Here is a 16847-nt window from a genome sequence, read left to right on the forward strand (position 1 = left end):
CTTTTTTATTTACTGAATGCGTAGTAAACGAAGATCTTCGTCTTCTTTTGCCATCTCATAAAACTGGCCGCTTTCATCCTGTTCCAATACAAGGTGAAGCTCTTGTTCTGCTTGTTTTATATCTCCTATACTCGCTAGGTAACAAGCTAAATTATAACGAATAAACAAGTCATCCTCTTCTTCTAACCGCTTTGCCATAAGCTCCGCTGCAACCTGTGTTTGCCCAGTTAAATGATAGGCAATACCAAGCTCTATATACAGCAAGGTGTTCGATTGACCACTTTCAATTCCTGCATTGAAGATGCCAATAGCTTCATCATATCGTTCCATTCGATTATACAGCTTTCCTAATCCAGCATAAACGTTTGGGTCATATTTTTGCTGCTTTAAGAGCATTTTAAACTTTTGTTCTGCCTCTACTACACTTCCTTGCTCACCAAGTAAAATCGCTTCGTATAATAAGAACTCAAAGTTGTGAGGGTCTATACTTAATAAAAACTCTACAAAAGATAAGCCCTTTTTAATACTCTCATCATCATGATCAACATTAATGATAATATGCATTAAATGATGGCCAATACTAACATCTTCCGTTTCTTTTAGCTTCCTCTCCAGCAAAGAAATAGCTTCATCTTCCATCTGCCTTTCCTCATAAAAACTCGCTAACGCATGCACGGCTTGTACATTTGTGCGATCTAATTTCATAGCTGTTTCATGTAGCTCAATAATCATACCAAAAAGCGCAATCATTGTTGCTTTTTCTTTAAACTTTTTAAACGTACGCTTTAGAAAAGTCCTTTCTTCTTCTACTTCACTGAACTCTTCGACTACTGCTTGAAGTGCAACTGCCGTATTCGTATAGATAAATGCTTTTTCTTCATTTGTTACATTTAGTTTCTTTAAATGCGTAGAAAGGGTCAAAAGGTCTTTTCGAGATGGGAAACACTCCAACCATGTTGCATAAAAGAGCTCTTCTTCTACATTTTCTTTAATAAGCTTTAGCATAATTGACTTTGCTTCTTTAAGATTTCCTTTTTGTATGCACCAATTTGCATAGTGATGCTGTACGGCTTGTTGATCAGGATTCATCTCTAAGGCTTTTAACAAGTACTTTTCTTCTTGATTCTCATCACCTTTGGCACCGTACACATAAGCTAAGCTATCCATGATCCACCCTTGAAGAGACGATGTTTCCATGGTCTCTAAATAATGAATGAGTTCTGTATAATCAGATTCTGTCTTACACAATTGTGATAAACGCTCTATATTTACATCCAATGGATCGAATTGTAGCATGGTATATAAGTATTTTTTTTCTGATTCTTCATCTTCTTCCATTCGAGCAATTAGCGCTAAGTTCTCATATGCCCCGCTGTTTCGGTGATCATAATACACGCATAGCTCATAGGCTTCTTTAGCTTTTTCAACTAAATCCATCTCTTTGTAAACTTCGCCTAAGCGATAATATGAAAAAGCATTTGGTTCAACTCTCAGTGCCTCTTCATAAAGAGCCATCGCTTCATCATACCGCTTCTCTTCCTCTAACAGTACACCGGCATAGCATCCATAAAGAATTTCTTTTGGACGGCTTTTCCATTCTTGTTTCAAGAAAGAAACCCCTTGTTCCTGGCGACCAAAGTCATTTATAAACCCTACATAAGATTCTAAAGCTTGATCTAAGTCTGACTCTAGACCAGAAAGGCCTTTTTCGATGAGAGAGATTCCAACTTCTATTCCTTCTTGAAGGTCACGTTCTTTGCAAAAATACAACAGCGCATTCCCTGCGTCTAACCAAGCATCTTGATTATACTCTTCAGCTATTAAAGCTTTTTCGTACAGATTCAATGCTTCTGATAAGCGATCAGCTTGCAAATAAGCATAAGCAAGGCCATTTTGAAGCATTGGTACACGCGCATTTGCAAAGAGTTGAATTGCTTTTTCATATTCTTTGTTTTCAATATAAAGGTCTCCAAGCAAGCGGGAAAGCGTTTCGTTACTTTCAACTTGCTTAATTCCTTCACATAAAATAGCTTCAGCTTTTAATGAATCTTCTTTTTCATGCTGATACCAGTCTGCTAAGGAAATGTAAGGATATGGCATATCAGACTGCAGGTGCTTTGCTACCATAAAACCTCGATACGCTTTTTGTCCTTTCTCTAAGCGTTGATCACACTTAGCACGTTCATACCATAGAAATGCGTCTGTGCGATCATGGCGCAATAAATCATCGAAAATAGTTCGAGCTTCTTGAGTCTTTCCAAGATCATTTAAAATTAGTGCATGATTGACTTTTGAAAATGGTTCTTCATCATAAAAGCTTAGTGAAGTATGAGACAATTCATAAGCGTAATCAACATCATCTTTATAGAAATAAGCAAGTGCTAAATAGCTAAGTACAAGATGCTGCTCAATATCTAGCTGCAATGATCGATGAAAATACGTAATCGCCTGTGTATACTGATCATCTTCAAAATAAAGCCTGCCTTTTAAATAATAATAAAGTGAGCTCGTTCGTTTTTCTTTAACCTGTTGTAAGAGCTCGGCTGCTTTTTGCTTTTCATCTGTTCGAAAAAACGCATAAGCTGCATGCAACCTAATGTAATCATTATTTGGATACGTAGTAAGTAGTTTATGTAACCACTCCAACGTAACTTGACGACTATCCTCTCGAAAGATGTGTTTAATACCAAACAACGGAGAAAATGGAATATCTCCATTCGACTCTAGAAGCGCTATTAACTGCTGAATATAGCGCTCTTCATCTTGCTCGACTAGATCTGTTATGCGATATAATTCCTTGAAAAAGTAGTGCTCACGCTCTGAAAGAAACGTAAGTCTTGCTTCTTCTTTACAAATAGCAATGGATAAATAACCTGAGTTTACGTAAAGTCGGTCGAACTCACTATACTCAACCAACTGGGGATTTAGAAAATTAGGATCCTGCACATAGAAAGCCTGTAGCTGATCATTATAACCATAGACCACTTGAACATGAGAAGCATGCTCAAATTCTACACTAACAAGTATCGGTATACCGCTTTGAAGCAGTTGTTTATAAATATCTATAGTCCCTGTAAAAAAACGACAGCTATAGCCAAGACTTTCCGTATATTCCACCGCGCTTGAGAGTTTTGACCCCAGCTGGCTATAAATATGTTCCGCAATTTCATCTTGTGTCTTAGGTTGGTTAAATAAGCTAAGAATCATGCTTAGACTTGCTGGAACACAGTAGTTATCTTTTTGAATAATAGGCTTAATTGGTAACTTCACAGCTTGTCCATCACTCATTAATTTTGCGTACGGTGTATTTTTTAAGCTCTCTTCTTGTTCCACTAATGCTTGTAGTTGGCTTGCATTTTTCAAATAAAAAAAGGCTTCTGCTTTAAGCTGTGTAAAATAAGAATGATACTCTTTTGTAATAAGTATTTGTTCTAATTCACTAACAGCCTCAAGAAGCTCCTCATAGTAATGTAAGTCTTTTAGCTTTCTAACTTTCTCCATATATAACGCAGGGAGCTGGGGATACATGCCTAAAGCTTCATCAATGGTATGTAAAGCTTTTTCATGTTCACCTTTCGCAGCATATAAATCAGCTAAAAATAAAAAACACATGTCCGTTTTTTCATTTTTACTAATGCCTTCACTTAAATAGTATTCTGCTTTTTCCCATTCGCCAGTTTGAATGTAAAAATAGCCCCATTTATCAAACATTCCAGTTTTATTGTATTGCTCAACTTTCTGCATCCATTCTTTCGCTTCATCAACCCGCTTAATTTCTAACAAAATACGTACCATTAGGAAGTAAGCCGTTTCAATTTGTTTTGATGTGACTGTATTTAAATCTGTAGTTTTTAACAATAAATCCAGTTCTCGCTTTGCTTGTAACGTCTTTCCTTCACGAACAAGTTCATCATATAAAAAGATAGCCATTTGAAATGTGCCAAAACGGCGATAACCGTATCGAGTAACTACGGTACTATATCGATACATTAAGCTATCGTCCAATAGGCGAATAAGCTCATATAAATCATCACTCGATTGAAACTTAGCAAGTTTTTGCTTTAAGGTATGATGTGAGGGTGCCTTTTCAAGCTGTTCTAATTCTAAGCGCACAGATTGAAGTCCATCAATAATCCGATGCTCTTCTATATAATTTTTCAACTCTTTTACCGTAATCTCCATCATTCTAGCCACCTCATCTATTCCGTAACCAAATCTTTTAACCGCTCTAATGGTCACTTAACTCTTATCATATCAACGTTTTTAATGTTAGACAATTATTTATTAATAAGGTAATTAATTCCATACTATACCCAACATTAGGGACTTTTTATTGAAAAATTAATATTGTATAAAAAGAAGATTTAGATTAGTAAGAAGAAAGAGGAAAAATCGAGGTGTATCAATGTGAAAAAGTGCAATAAAAACTCTCATTCAATACGAGCTAAACAAGTTACGGACTGGACCAAGCGTTCAATACAGATTTCAACCAAACTTTCTTTGCCACCCTTAAAAATTGCCAAAACAAATATTGCTTACTACTATGCTAGAGCAGATGGGCAACAGCGCATTTTCACAAACAAAGACCAGCTAACAGGATACGGAAACAGCGGCATATTAAATCCTGATTCAGTTTCCTACACTAATTTATTTGTAAATGGCATGCTTCAGCCTCCTGCAATTTATAAAGTGGATGAAGGTAAACTTGAGCTTTTATCCACAGATGTTCCTTCCGAGAATACATTAATTTTACTGCAGTTTATTACAATTTATTTAGTTTAAATTCAATAATAAAAAGAAGCAAACATGTAGCTTTGCTTCTTTCTTATCACTTCATTATGTTGTAACAGTTGTTGCCGAAGCCGGTGTAAAGTTAACAACCTCTACAATAATAGGAGTTCCTGCTAAGATAGAGCCGCCTACTGGTACATCAACTGCCACTGAGCCTACGCCCGTAGCACCAGGTGTGTAAGTCGATAACCCTTCCATCTGCAATAAACCATTGATATACACTTGGTAATAGCTATTGCTACTTTCTAGTACAGGAAGTGTCGTTGCTGCTGAGCCATCATCTAAAAAAAAGTCAGCTGCATCGATGGTTAGCGTAGCTCCTCCATTCGTTTGTGCAGTCGTAACATAAAATAATTTTGTATTAACAGGGCTTATGGTTGTAACCGTTGTAGCGGAAGCTAAAATTTTCATAATTTGCAATGCCATCTTCTTTGTCCCTCATTTCACTCATTCATCTTTTCACTCATAGTGTATGGCACAGTGGTACAAGTTGTGAGGGACAAACATCTATCTCTAAGAAATAAAATTAAACCTCAGCTTTTTTAACCTTCATGGCTTCATCTGTTGGTTTGATTGCTTTAAGAACGATAATAGCCCCGATTGCACTAACAAATAAAGACGTTTGGAAAACAGCCATATCAGACCATTTCATTAGCAAAGTATACAATGGGGGACCGGCAGCGACTCCGACGAAGCGCATGGAACTGTAAATTGACGTAATTGTCCCTCGCTCTTCTTTCTCAATGCCTTCGGTAATTAAAGCATCAAGACTTGGAAGTGCAACACCTATTCCGATACCGCCAATTACAAGCGTGATGATAATCATGACAATTGAAGTATTAAAAAATAAGATAGGAAAAGAACAGGCTAATAGAAGAAAACCAAAGAATGAACACCATTTCATCACCACTTTATTCTTACCAATTTTCTTCCCAGCAACATACGAGGCAATGGATAGTGCAAGCAATGGAATGGCCATTACAAAGCCTTTTTTTGTATTGATAATGTCATATCTCTCTTCTAGAATTGTTGATAAATAAAAGAGCATTCCAAATAAAACAAGCATAATAATAGCACCTAAAATGAAAATGGCTAACAACCAGCGAATATTTTTATGAAGAGTGCTCTTCACATTTTTAATGAAATCTTTAATGTCTTGTTTCTTTGTATCAGATGACCCTGATTTAGGGGTTTTCACCAAAAAGAGAACAAGTAAAATGGACAACAGACAAAGAATCGGAATAAACCAAAACGGCAAAAACCAAATAAAAGAGGCTAAAAATGCACCTAAAATTGGGCTTAATACTTTACCAAACGTATTAGCAGTTTCAATTAACCCTAACCCTTTCGTTACTTCCTGTTCATCTTCAAACATGTCTCCTACACATGGAATAACCACTGGCATAGCACCGGCAGAACCAATTCCCTGAATGGCCCTTCCAATTAAAATAATCCAAAACGGGCTACTCATTTGCCATGAAGCCCATCCCGTAATTGCTCCACCTATTCCAGCTAAAATCAGACTGGGAATGATGACTTTTTTTCGTCCAAAGCGATCTGATAAATAGCCAGCAATGGGAATTAAAAAAATAGCAAATATCGAGTACACGGTAATAATCATCGAGACCTGCATAGAGCTAATTTTCAATTGCTTTTCAATGACTGGTAAAACAGGTATTAGCATGGAGTTCCCCAATGTCATAATAAGCGGAACGGATGCAAGCGCAAGCAAGTCCATTTTTTTTCTACTTTCCATAGCAGCCTCCAGATAGCGTAATGCTAAACAATTTAAGCATTTTACAAGCAATGCATATCTATATTTTTTTGCTATTTTATCATTTCCTATTCATGCATAAATTACAATCCTATTATTTAACCATCCCTTGTGTATCAAACCTTTCTAAAAGATTAGTCACTCATTTTTTATTCATAAATTATTAAAGTTGGGACAAGATAAAAGAGGAAAAACTCAAAAACCTCTTTCAATTTTCGACAAAAACTATTATATTTAAGTTGTCGTAAGACGTTAGAAGTCTGACGACGTTTCGCTAAAAACATAAAGAAAAGGTGGAGACTATGAATTTCCTTTGGGGTCTATTAGGTATTGCGTTTATCTTTTTGGTAGCGTTTTTATTATCCAGTAATAAAAAAGCAATCAAACCTCGTACTATATTAGTCGGCTTAGCCATTCAAGTTCTATTTGGATTTATCGTCTTAAAATGGAACGTTGGTCGAGCAGCTTTAGAAAAAGTAACAACTGCTGTACAAAATGTTGTAAATTACGCAAATGAAGGGATTTCTTTCTTATTTGGTGCACTATCGGATGCAACTCAGCCTACTGGGTTTATCTTTGCATTTAATGTACTAACATTAATTATTTTCTTCTCTTCTTTAATTGCGGTTCTATACCATTTAGGAATTATGCAGATTATCATTAAGTTCCTTGGTGGCGGATTATCAAAATTACTTGGAACAAGCCAAACAGAATCATTATCTGCTGCAGCAAATATTTTTGTTGGTCAAACCGAAGCACCGTTAGTTATTCGACCATACTTACCGAAAATGACAAGATCAGAGCTTTTTGCTGTTATGACAGGTGGATTAGCATCTGTAGCTGGTTCAGTACTATTTGGGTATGCAGCTTTAGGTGTACCAATCGAATATTTATTAGCAGCAAGCTTTATGGCCGCTCCAGCCGGATTAATTATGGCTAAAATGATTATTCCAGAGACGGAAAAGACGTCAACAGCTGAAGGCGTTGCGATGGAGAAAGATAAAGATACAGTTAACGTAATTGATGCAGCAGCTCGCGGAGCATCTGACGGGTTAAAGCTTGCACTAAACGTAGGAGCAATGCTACTTGCATTCATCGCACTAATTGCATTGTTAAATGGAATTTTGTCTGGAATTGGAAGCCTTTTCAACCTTGAAAACTTTACACTTGACACGATTTTAGGATTTGTTTTTGCACCAGTTGCGTTTGTCATTGGTGTTCCTTGGAGCGAAGCAGTACAAGCAGCTGGTTTCATTGGACAAAAGTTTGTATTAAACGAGTTTGTAGCTTACTCTTCTTTCGCTCCACAAATTGATCAGCTTTCTGATAAAACAGTTGCTGTTATCAGCTTCGCACTATGTGGATTTGCTAACTTATCTTCACTTGCTATTTTATTAGGTGGATTAGGCAATATGGCGCCAAGCCGTCGTCCAGAAATAGCACGTTTAGGTTTCCGTGCTATTCTTGCCGGAACGTTAGCTAACCTATTAAGCGCAGCAATTGCAGGTATGTTTATTTAATAAAAAAGAAGCTAAGACATACTATTTTAGTCAATAAAATATCCGAGCTATCGTAAGTGAGATACTTCGATAATTCGGATATTTTTTGTTGATTTGGAAAATAATTTTCAAAGAAATAACGGAATGGAACGAACTTACTAAAACAGTTAGAACGTAGTAACGTTGTAATTCTTCTTTAGAGAAAAAACTACTTTTTATTTTCCAACCTTAAATTACATCATCATGATACATAAATTGTTTATCAATAATATGTTCAATGTAAATTGTCGTTAAGTCACTTTTCTTAACATGAGCAACAATCAAACCTAACGGATCTCCAATTGTAAAGCTCGTACCATTATGAAATGTAAGCAGTTTTTCATCCAGATGAAGAACGCGCTTATAGATTTTTTCTCTTTCAATATCAGTCCTCTTTTTGGATGCTTCTGTCGTTGAAAACAAGACGATAATTTCATTTCCTCTCACTTGTGTACGGTACACAGCTCTCACTCCTTATCGACAATCTACTTAATAATAAACAGAATTTTTCGATATCTATTTTCATTATACCTCTAAAACAAAGATTAGTAAATACATCCATAATATTACAGAAACCTAAAACCCTTATGTATATTAGTAAAAAAGCACTCTTTGTATCGCGTTTACTTTGCGATGAAAAGAGTGCTCTTCTCCTGTTACAACCTTATTGCTTTGCCTCAGTTAACTGCTGTTCACAAGCTTTTAAATCCGCCATGCACTTTTGAAGAAACTCCTCATCTACACCTGTTGCATTTGCTTGTGCTGCTTCTAACTCTGTGCGTGCGTTCGCTAGAGCTTCTGTTGCTTCACTAAGCTGTTGCGGACTCATGCTCATTGTTGCAGTTCCAATCATTTTTTGCGCTGATTGAATAGAAACTTGAGCTTGTTGTAAATCATTATAACCTGTCGTTACGTCTTGATTTAAAAAGTTATCCATTCATAAAACACCTCCTATGGATAGGATAAAACAAGACGAAAAAAATTATACAGAACTACTTTTTCGTTAATAGTTCTCCGTACTTTTTAATTTTCTCTCCTACCGTACACTCATTAATACAAAACGATTGCGCATAGGTTTTGCCCCGCTCTTTATTAAACGTTTTTTTTACAAAGCAGTCATTGCAATAGTAATCTAGAAGCTCTGTTACTTCTTCTAACACTTGCTTTCTTTCCATGCTGCATCTCTCCATTTCAATTAATACCTATATTCGTTTTCGACTAGATATGGCAATTCCTTGTAAGGCTTGTGTTGCAAGCTGGTCGGCTTCTTCATTATCCTTACGTGAAATCGGTTCATAAATTGGTTTAATTCCTAATTCTTGTAGCTTATCTTCAATGCGGTCTAAATATTTATTAAAGATTTCTTCAAAGCAAGGCCATTCACCTGCTAACTGGTTTAACACAACTTGTGAATCTCCTTTAAAGGTCACTTGAATATGATGAACTCCCATTTCTTCTAGCTGCTGTACTGCAAAATAAAAAGCCGCATATTCCGATTCATTATTTGATTCAATTTGCTCAAGCTGCGTATTAACTCGAATGCGCTGTGAGAAACCGTTTTGCGTAAAGTAAATAACAGCACCGAGACCTGCGGCTTGCAGGTCATGATGAAAGCCCCCATCAAAATACACTGTGATGTCATGAGGCTCCGTTTGAACTTCTTCAAACAGCTTCTTGGCTTCTTTTACAGTCCAACGTTGTCCATCTTCACTAATCAAATAAATTTCCTTTGTACGCCCAGTTCTTTCCAAGTCGCCTATGATAATAAACGCTTCGTTTGCATCTGTGAAATCAGAGTAAAACGTCAGTTGCTTTTGTTTGGATGATTTGTAGTGCCATTCAATTTGAAATTTCATCTTTCCAGTTCCTTTCATGGGCAATTTTTGAATACCGCACGTAAACTTTTCTACTTTTTTGTATTTTATCACTCATCTTGTCTTTTCATGACAATTATTATCGCGATTTTACTGTAGTTAGCACTAAATTTTTTTATGGTACAATAGAGTTGATTTAATTGCAACTTATCTGATTAACTAAGCTATATTGGAGTGATCACTATGATAGAAGTATACATTGACGGTGCCTCTGCGGGAAATCCCGGTCCATCTGGCGCGGGAATTATTATAAAAGGTAACGGGGAACACCACCGTTACTCTATTCCCTTGCAAGCGATGAATAATCATGAAGCTGAATTTCATGCTTTAATAAAAGCATTAGAGCTTTGTTTAGAAAAGCAGTATACGATGGTTTCTTTCCGAACCGATTCGCAGATTGTAGATACAGCTATGAACAGAGAATATGTAAAAAATAAAGCTTTTCTTCCTCTCCTCGAAAAAGCGTTAACTCTCTCCAAACAAATTGATTTATTTTTTATTAAGTGGGTTCCAAGCAGCGAAAATAGCGGAGCTGACCAGCTTGCTAGAGAAGCTATTCATCAAAAAGAAGCAGGACTATAAGCTCCTGCTTCAAATCATTCCGGTCTGTTTTAGCACTTGCATCGCCTGTTTTCTCGTCTTTACCTTTTGTGCTGCAAGTTGCTCTAGCAGCGCAACAAAAAAGCTACCATCGAATTCTTTTTGCATTTTTAAGGTCCATTCAATCGAAAAAATAACCATTTCATCCGGCATTTTTGTATATTGCTGACCAAACGCAATAAAACCCTTTGCATCTTCTTTTAAAGAAAAGCCTTTTTCCTCAAGATAAAGAAGGTATTCTTCTAAGGAGTTTACCAATTTTGTCACGATCCGATCCCATCCTTTATAAAGGTTCCCTCTTTATCTTAGCGTATTTATAAAAATTTGACCATTACTTTTCACCAAGCAAATAGCCAACTAATCCTATAGTGACACCTAGGAGGGCACCTGCAAGCACTTCTGCCGGCTGATGTCCAAGCATCTCTTTAAGCTTCTGTTCAGTTAAGTCATGAAAGCCTTTATCGGGAAGACCGGCTAATTTTTCAATTTCTTCATCTAACGTATTTACCTTAATGGTAATTTCACCAGTTTGTCTTCGAATCCCTTGTGCATCATACATAACAATAATTCCAAACACAGTCGCAATTCCGAATTCAATGCTAGAAATACCTTTGGTTAACCCGACGTAGGTAGCCAGAGAAGAAACCCCTGCAGAGTGAGAACTTGGCATTCCACCCGATGCCCCTATCATCGATATGTCCCATACACCTGTTTGATATTTCTTAATAGGAATTTTTAATGCCTGTGCTAACAATATTGAAGAAAGTGACAAGCCAATACCTTTGTTCAACATTCTCACCTCTTTTACTATTGTGTAAAAAAGAAAATGCCGGAAACATTCACTCGCATCATGAATGTTTCTGGCATTTTCGACGCTCACTATGACTTAGTGATTGTTTTTCTTAGAAGCTTTTTTAGAAGCTTTCTTTTGTGCTTTATTATTCATCTTTGCTGATTCTACCTCAGCATAAGAACCAAATTCTTGGTTATATTGGTTGTTTTTAGCACTTTTAGAAGCTTTAAGCTTTTGGTTAGAAGAATTGTTTTGATTTTGTTGTACATTGAATTCAGATGCAAATTCTTCAGCATGTGCACTGTTTGCTTTCTTTGCAGCTTTCGCTTTTTGAGCTTGGTTTGATTTAAACTCAGAAGCAAATTCTGTGTTATGCTTTTGTTTTGCATTGTTATTACGCTGCGCATTTGCATTACCTGATTTTGTACGTCCCATTACAATCTCCTCCTTTGTTTGTACCTTGTTGGTACATTCATTAGTATGGATCTGTTTTGAAATCAAATACTTCGAAAAATAAGGTAACACCGGGAGCTAATGGGCAATTTCCCTCTTGTTTCAATTCAATAAAAAATGAGAGCTGCCATTAGAAAGCAGCTCTCATTTTTTTAATTATTTAAACGCTGAACGTATTCTGCAACCATTTCTTTTGTTACAGACTGACGTGTTGGTACGATTCCATTATTTTTTGCAAGCTCATTAATTTGAGCCGTCACCGCATTAATTGTATCCGTTGAAAATTCTTTGCCTTCTTTACAGAGAAGCACCGCTGCTTCGATTGCTTGCTCACGCATTGTATCTAGTCTGACAAATGCTTTAACAAGTTCATGCTGTTTCTTTGAATGCTCTGATATTGCTTTGTGTACGCTCATTTTTGTTCCTCCATTATGTAGTAAGCTGTTGTGCTAAGAATAAGTTAATATCTTCGAGGCTAGGGTCTTTATCGGGCAAGTTACTTAGCTCCCTTTTAAAATGAGGGAGCTTTGTTTCAAGCAAGGCTTTTATTCCTTTTACCTCACTACTTGTTAAGTGTACAAGCTGTTTTTTAGCATCGCTAAGCTTTGTCATTATCGACACTAAAGAATCATCTTTGAAGCCGTTAACAAGCTCAAAAAACGACGTAGGCGGTAATTTCTTATCTTGAATTAAAAGCGTTAGTGCCATATATGCTCTAGCCATATGAAGAACAACTTTTATATCCTCTATTGTAACAGAAGATTTCAGATTTCTTTTACTATTTTGATGCAAAAGTTTAAAATAATGAAATCCAAGCGCTTTTAGCGAATACTGTTTCTCCATCATAAGACATACCTTTTCGCGAAACTCTTTCACATTGCGATAGTAAATTGATGAATGTATCCATTCATAAAGAGAAGGATTTGATTTTGTAAAAAGATGCAGTGCTTTATACACGTCCCACCCTTGAATATCATAATGTTTATCTATGCTTATAATGACGTCTTTAGGTCGATATAGCTCAAGGTAGCGTGGGTATTCGTATTTATAAATAAATCGTACATCATAATCACTAGAAGGCGTATGCAGCTCATACGCCCTGCTCCCTGCTTCACACGCAAACAAAATCGTGACATTATGTTGTTTTTCAATTGAATTCAGTATCTCTTCTATATGATCGTTCATCTTATGTCCTTTCAGTTTGATGAGCTACCACGATATCATTGAGTGTACCAATTGTATGATTTAGCGCTTCAATTGGAAAATCTGCATTAACCACTGTTTGAAGCTGTTTATAATAATCATACCATTCTTCTAAAAGCGCCGGCTTATACATTAAAACAAATGCATGAATTTGTTCACTGTAATGATTTTGGAGCTTTACTTGTTCGCTGCGCACATAATCATCAAGCAGCGGCTCAATTTTAGCTTTTAAAGCTTCATGCATTTTAGCTTTTTCATTTTTTTCAAAAAAGCTTTTGCTGTTTTTATAAAGAGCTAAGTCCTTCTGAAATAGTTCGAGATTTTCAAACAAACAGCGACTAACCATCGCACTGCCACTTTCTACAGGAATATCTGGAAGGGCAGGGTGAAACGTTGGTTCATAGCGTTGTAGCTGCCTCATATTCGTTTGATTCCACTCTTTTGTTAAGCGTTGGATATACGTTTCTAAACGTAGCGTTGTCGCTTGAATTTCTTGGGTAACATCAAATGCAACTGCTTGTAAAAGCTGATTAAGACATGCCGCCAACTGTTCTTTCTTATTTCCTTTATCGTCTCTAAGCGTTGCTGGGTTAAACGACTCCTTAAAGAAATCATCATAGCGCTGTAAAACACGCTTCTTGACATAGAAGAGAAGCTCATCGCTTTCCCTTTCTAGCTGCTGTTCTTCATACGTAAATGTCATTTCTGAAACCTTGGCAGAAATTTGTTGATCTTTAATGTGAAGAGATTGCAAATAGCGCTGTTTTTCAACCGCAGATTTTGTTTGAACACCTTTAATTTCATTCATCACGGCAAGTGCTTGATTGAATTCTTCATAAACGGATGCAACTGCTAGCTGAGTTAGCTCATCTGTAATGAAATGATAAAATGGCTTTTGAAAAGCTTTAAACATCGTATCATTACGATTTGTTAACGCCTGTAAGCTTGAAATTGGATAGAGACGTGGAAAGCGAATACCATACTCTTCAAGCTGTGTTTTTACATAATTTTGTACAAGGGTTAGCTCTTCATCAGACTGAGCTAGATCTGCTGCATTGAGTAAAAAGAACATCTTATCTAGTGTAAATACATCTTTTACACGACCAAGCTGAATTAAAAATTCGCGGTCTGCTTTTGAAAACGCATGGTTATAGTACGTAACGAACAAGATAGCATCAGCATTTTTAATATATTCAAACGCAACGCCCGTATGGCGAGCATTAATGGAATCAGCACCTGGTGTATCAACAAGCGTAATTCCCAGCTGCGTCAGCTCACAATCATAGTACAGGTTAATATGCTGTACGAAACAAGCTTTCTCTTCTTTAGCTACGTATGCCTCAAATTCTTTAATCGTAACCGTCACTTCAGAACCCATTACGTTCTTAACATCCTCATAGCCTTTTATCACCGCTTGTAGAAATGAGAAATGCAGCTGGTTTTCTTCTTTCACAGTTAATTTTGGCAATAATTCACTTAGCTCTTCTACGTCTGAAATAGTATGTTTAAACAACTCTAGAGAACTGTTAATATCAGCTACCAGTTGATCCATCGTTTTCATAAGAACTACCACTGTCCTATGAGGATAGTCCTTTGTAGGAGGCATAATTTTGTTAATTGTTGCCGTTGTAGGGTTCGGTGACACAGGCAATACTTTTTCACCAATTAACGCATTAGCAAAAGACGACTTTCCAGCGCTAAAAGCTCCAAATAGTGCTACTGTGAACGTTTGGTTTGCAAGCTTATGACGTTTTTCCTTCAAGCGGCCAATAAACTTTTCAAGCTGTTTAAATGTAGAAAGCACCTTTGTCGACTCATCAATATCTCGAATAACTGCATCGACTTTGGTTTTTGACTGAATGTCTTCCTCTACAGCAACAACTTGTTCTGATTTGCCTGTAGCTGGAGGTGCTTTTACCTCAACCATTGTTCCTACTTCGATTTCTTCTTGTAATAAGTCTAACAGTTTTACCATTTCCAATGGTTCAAGAGGTCTTAAGATATTTAGCTTGTGTGTTAAATCTTGTCGCAAGGCTTGAAGATGCTGCGCAGATCTTTGAACTTGCTCGTAGCCCTCAATAATTCGTTGTTCTTTCACTAACGACTGTTCAATATTTTGCAGAAGTCGTTCTTCTTCTTCTTTCTTTACTTGTTCAATTTCTGTATACAGTTCAGACAGAATACGATTGGTATTTTTCTTAATCGCATCTACTACATCTTTTGTATAAGTAAGGACGTACTCACCGTTAATAGTTGCCCCTGTCTTCACAGCATCCACTAAGTCATGTGGCTCAAACGGTACTTCAAACTGTTGAATGCTAGCCAATAGAGAAGAATCTACTAGCTCTTCATCTTGAATGAGCTGCTGCATATACTGCTGCAAGTGCCACTGCAGCTCTGTTTGAACACGCTCTTTCACATCTTCATAAAAAGCTGTTAGCCGTTCTTTTTTTTCTTCTTCTGTTTTCTTTTTTGTAAACCATACCCCTACTTTAAAGTCTGGCTTGGTTGTTTCTAAAAATGCCTTTGCTTTCTCTCGCATCTCATAAGGAGCTAAATTCGCATTGTTCATAATTTTAGCTGTTTCATTTTGATACGTCGTATAAAAAGCTGTGCGTTTATGTAAGATCAGTTCTTTCTTCGCTATAAGCTCGGTTGCTTCTTCCTTTGCAATTTGATATTCATTTGGACGAAGCTGTGAACGAATATCATCATATTCAAGAAGACTTTCTTCTTCACTGCTTTCTGCAAACTGCATGTGATCTTCTACTACCATTTTCATGGAATCCATAATATGTTGATCTCGATTTTCTTTTTTCTCCATCATTGTGTGCAGATGCTTCTTTAAAACAGCTAATTCATTATAAGAGGATTGCTTATCTTTTAAAGACGTATAGAAAATCCCTTTTGGCCGTACATTCCATTTTAAAAACGCCTCTTCTACAGACTCTTTAAATTCTTGGAAAGTAAGCTGATCGTCTCGGTGCTTATCAACTTGGTTAATAATTAAGAACAAATCTTTATTGGCATCCTGTAACTCTTTTGTAAAGTGGAAATTGAGCTCTGCCTGTACGTGGTTATAATCCATTACGTAAAAAATAACGTCCGCAAGATGAAGAGCAGACTCGGTTGATACACGATGAGCATCATCGGTCGAATCAATTCCAGGTGTATCCATAACAACGATTCCTTTTGGAATTGCTTTCGTTTCAATCGAGAGATGGATAGACTCTACCTCGTCACCATCAACACAAAATGATTTAATTTGTTCATACTCGTATGGTGCTTCATAACGTACTGGCTTTTCTTTTCGGTAATAAACGGTTGCATGCTCTTCACCAGCCTTAACAGACACCAAGTTAGCACTTGTCGGAATTGGGCTTGCAGGCAAAATTGTTTGCCCCATGAGCTCATTAATCATACTCGACTTCCCTGCTGAAAAATGACCGCAAAATGCAATAACAAATTCTTCTTTTTCTTGTTTTCTTAACAACTGAATAACTTTTTCTGCTTGCTTTTCATCTCCAGCATTTATAAAAGCCTCATGTAAATAATAAAGAGAGGATTGTAGAGTTTTATACTTTTGATGCTGAACGCTTACTTGAGACATCCCTTTCGACTCCTTTTGTTAGGCACTTACAATCGTGCACATACTCCATTTCTGCTACTTATTCCTCTTTTCATTTTACTTGATTTTAAAGCGTTTTCCTATAAAAAACTGAATTTTCCGCTTGCTCATTAGTAAGCTACGTACTATGCGACTAAAAGAACACTAGCCACCTCTCAAATTAAACTTGAAAGATGGCTAGTGACAAATAAAC

General features: G+C 36.6%; 16 protein-coding genes. 3 read left to right on the forward strand and 13 right to left on the reverse strand.

Annotation, left to right across the window (positions count from 1 at the left end):
• Window positions 1-9 precede the first annotated feature (9 nt).
• Window positions 10-4185, reverse strand: coding sequence for a C39 family peptidase (locus V2145_RS12110; RefSeq protein WP_330987791.1), 4176 nt, complete (start codon window positions 4183-4185; stop codon window positions 10-12).
• A 222-nt stretch (window positions 4186-4407) separates the two neighbouring features.
• Here V2145_RS12110 and V2145_RS12115 point away from each other — a divergent pair, with 222 nt between their 5' ends.
• Window positions 4408-4782 carry a DUF4183 domain-containing protein gene (locus V2145_RS12115; RefSeq protein WP_165932501.1) on the forward strand — a complete coding sequence of 125 codons (375 nt, stop codon included), beginning with the start codon at window positions 4408-4410 and terminating at the stop codon, window positions 4780-4782.
• Window positions 4783-4836: 54 nt separating this feature from the next.
• Here V2145_RS12115 and V2145_RS12120 read toward each other — a convergent pair whose 3' ends face one another.
• Both V2145_RS12120 and V2145_RS12125 read right to left on the reverse strand, forming a co-directional pair.
• Complete coding sequence (locus V2145_RS12120; RefSeq protein WP_094909639.1) at window positions 4837-5217, reverse strand: DUF4183 domain-containing protein; 381 nt, start codon at window positions 5215-5217, stop codon at window positions 4837-4839.
• A 100-nt stretch (window positions 5218-5317) separates the two neighbouring features.
• On the reverse strand, window positions 5318-6547 hold the full coding sequence (locus V2145_RS12125; RefSeq protein ID WP_094909638.1) for an MFS transporter: 1230 nt from the start codon (window positions 6545-6547) through the stop codon (window positions 5318-5320).
• Window positions 6548-6867: 320 nt separating this feature from the next.
• Between V2145_RS12125 and V2145_RS12130 the strand changes: the two genes are divergently transcribed.
• Window positions 6868-8085 (forward strand): NupC/NupG family nucleoside CNT transporter, encoded by a 1218-nt coding sequence (locus V2145_RS12130; RefSeq protein ID WP_210608509.1) that lies wholly within the window; start codon window positions 6868-6870, stop codon window positions 8083-8085.
• 207 nt (window positions 8086-8292) lie between these two features.
• Here the strand turns inward: V2145_RS12130 and V2145_RS12135 are convergent, their stop codons facing one another.
• The 4 genes from V2145_RS12135 to V2145_RS12150 form a co-directional block, all read right to left on the reverse strand.
• Window positions 8293-8565: a hypothetical protein gene (locus V2145_RS12135; RefSeq protein WP_094909636.1), complete on the reverse strand. Its 273-nt coding sequence runs from the start codon at window positions 8563-8565 to the stop codon at window positions 8293-8295.
• Between the two features lie 202 nt (window positions 8566-8767).
• Window positions 8768-9040 carry a DUF2564 family protein gene (locus V2145_RS12140; protein WP_094909635.1) on the reverse strand — a complete coding sequence of 91 codons (273 nt, stop codon included), beginning with the start codon at window positions 9038-9040 and terminating at the stop codon, window positions 8768-8770.
• A 55-nt stretch (window positions 9041-9095) separates the two neighbouring features.
• Window positions 9096-9278: a zinc-finger domain-containing protein gene (locus V2145_RS12145; RefSeq protein WP_094909634.1), complete on the reverse strand. Its 183-nt coding sequence runs from the start codon at window positions 9276-9278 to the stop codon at window positions 9096-9098.
• 27 nt (window positions 9279-9305) lie between these two features.
• The gene (locus V2145_RS12150; RefSeq protein ID WP_330987792.1) at window positions 9306-9959 is read right to left on the reverse strand and encodes a ribonuclease H family protein; all 654 of its coding nucleotides are present in this window, start codon (window positions 9957-9959) and stop codon (window positions 9306-9308) included.
• Between the two features lie 201 nt (window positions 9960-10160).
• Between V2145_RS12150 and V2145_RS12155 the strand changes: the two genes are divergently transcribed.
• Window positions 10161-10559, forward strand: a complete 399-nt coding sequence (locus V2145_RS12155) for an RNase H family protein (RefSeq protein ID WP_094909632.1) — start codon at window positions 10161-10163, stop codon at window positions 10557-10559.
• A 9-nt stretch (window positions 10560-10568) separates the two neighbouring features.
• Here the strand turns inward: V2145_RS12155 and V2145_RS12160 are convergent, their stop codons facing one another.
• From V2145_RS12160 to V2145_RS12185, 6 genes are all read right to left on the reverse strand, one after another.
• Window positions 10569-10844 carry a DUF6123 family protein gene (locus V2145_RS12160; protein WP_094909631.1) on the reverse strand — a complete coding sequence of 92 codons (276 nt, stop codon included), beginning with the start codon at window positions 10842-10844 and terminating at the stop codon, window positions 10569-10571.
• A gap of 64 nt (window positions 10845-10908) precedes the next feature.
• Window positions 10909-11367 (reverse strand): divergent PAP2 family protein, encoded by a 459-nt coding sequence (locus tag V2145_RS12165; protein ID WP_094910143.1) that lies wholly within the window; start codon window positions 11365-11367, stop codon window positions 10909-10911.
• A gap of 96 nt (window positions 11368-11463) precedes the next feature.
• Complete coding sequence (locus V2145_RS12170) at window positions 11464-11805, reverse strand: hypothetical protein (RefSeq protein WP_094909630.1); 342 nt, start codon at window positions 11803-11805, stop codon at window positions 11464-11466.
• A 170-nt stretch (window positions 11806-11975) separates the two neighbouring features.
• Window positions 11976-12239, reverse strand: coding sequence for a YpbS family protein (locus V2145_RS12175; RefSeq protein WP_094909629.1), 264 nt, complete (start codon window positions 12237-12239; stop codon window positions 11976-11978).
• A gap of 13 nt (window positions 12240-12252) precedes the next feature.
• Complete coding sequence (locus V2145_RS12180) at window positions 12253-13008, reverse strand: DNA polymerase beta superfamily protein (protein WP_330987793.1); 756 nt, start codon at window positions 13006-13008, stop codon at window positions 12253-12255.
• A gap of 1 nt (window position 13009) precedes the next feature.
• Window positions 13010-16636 (reverse strand): dynamin family protein, encoded by a 3627-nt coding sequence (locus V2145_RS12185; protein ID WP_330987794.1) that lies wholly within the window; start codon window positions 16634-16636, stop codon window positions 13010-13012.
• Window positions 16637-16847 lie beyond the last annotated feature (211 nt).

Origin of the sequence: Priestia sp. GS2 (assembly GCF_036409025.1) — a bacterium.
GTDB classification, from domain to species: domain Bacteria; phylum Bacillota; class Bacilli; order Bacillales; family Bacillaceae_H; genus Priestia; species Priestia aryabhattai_A.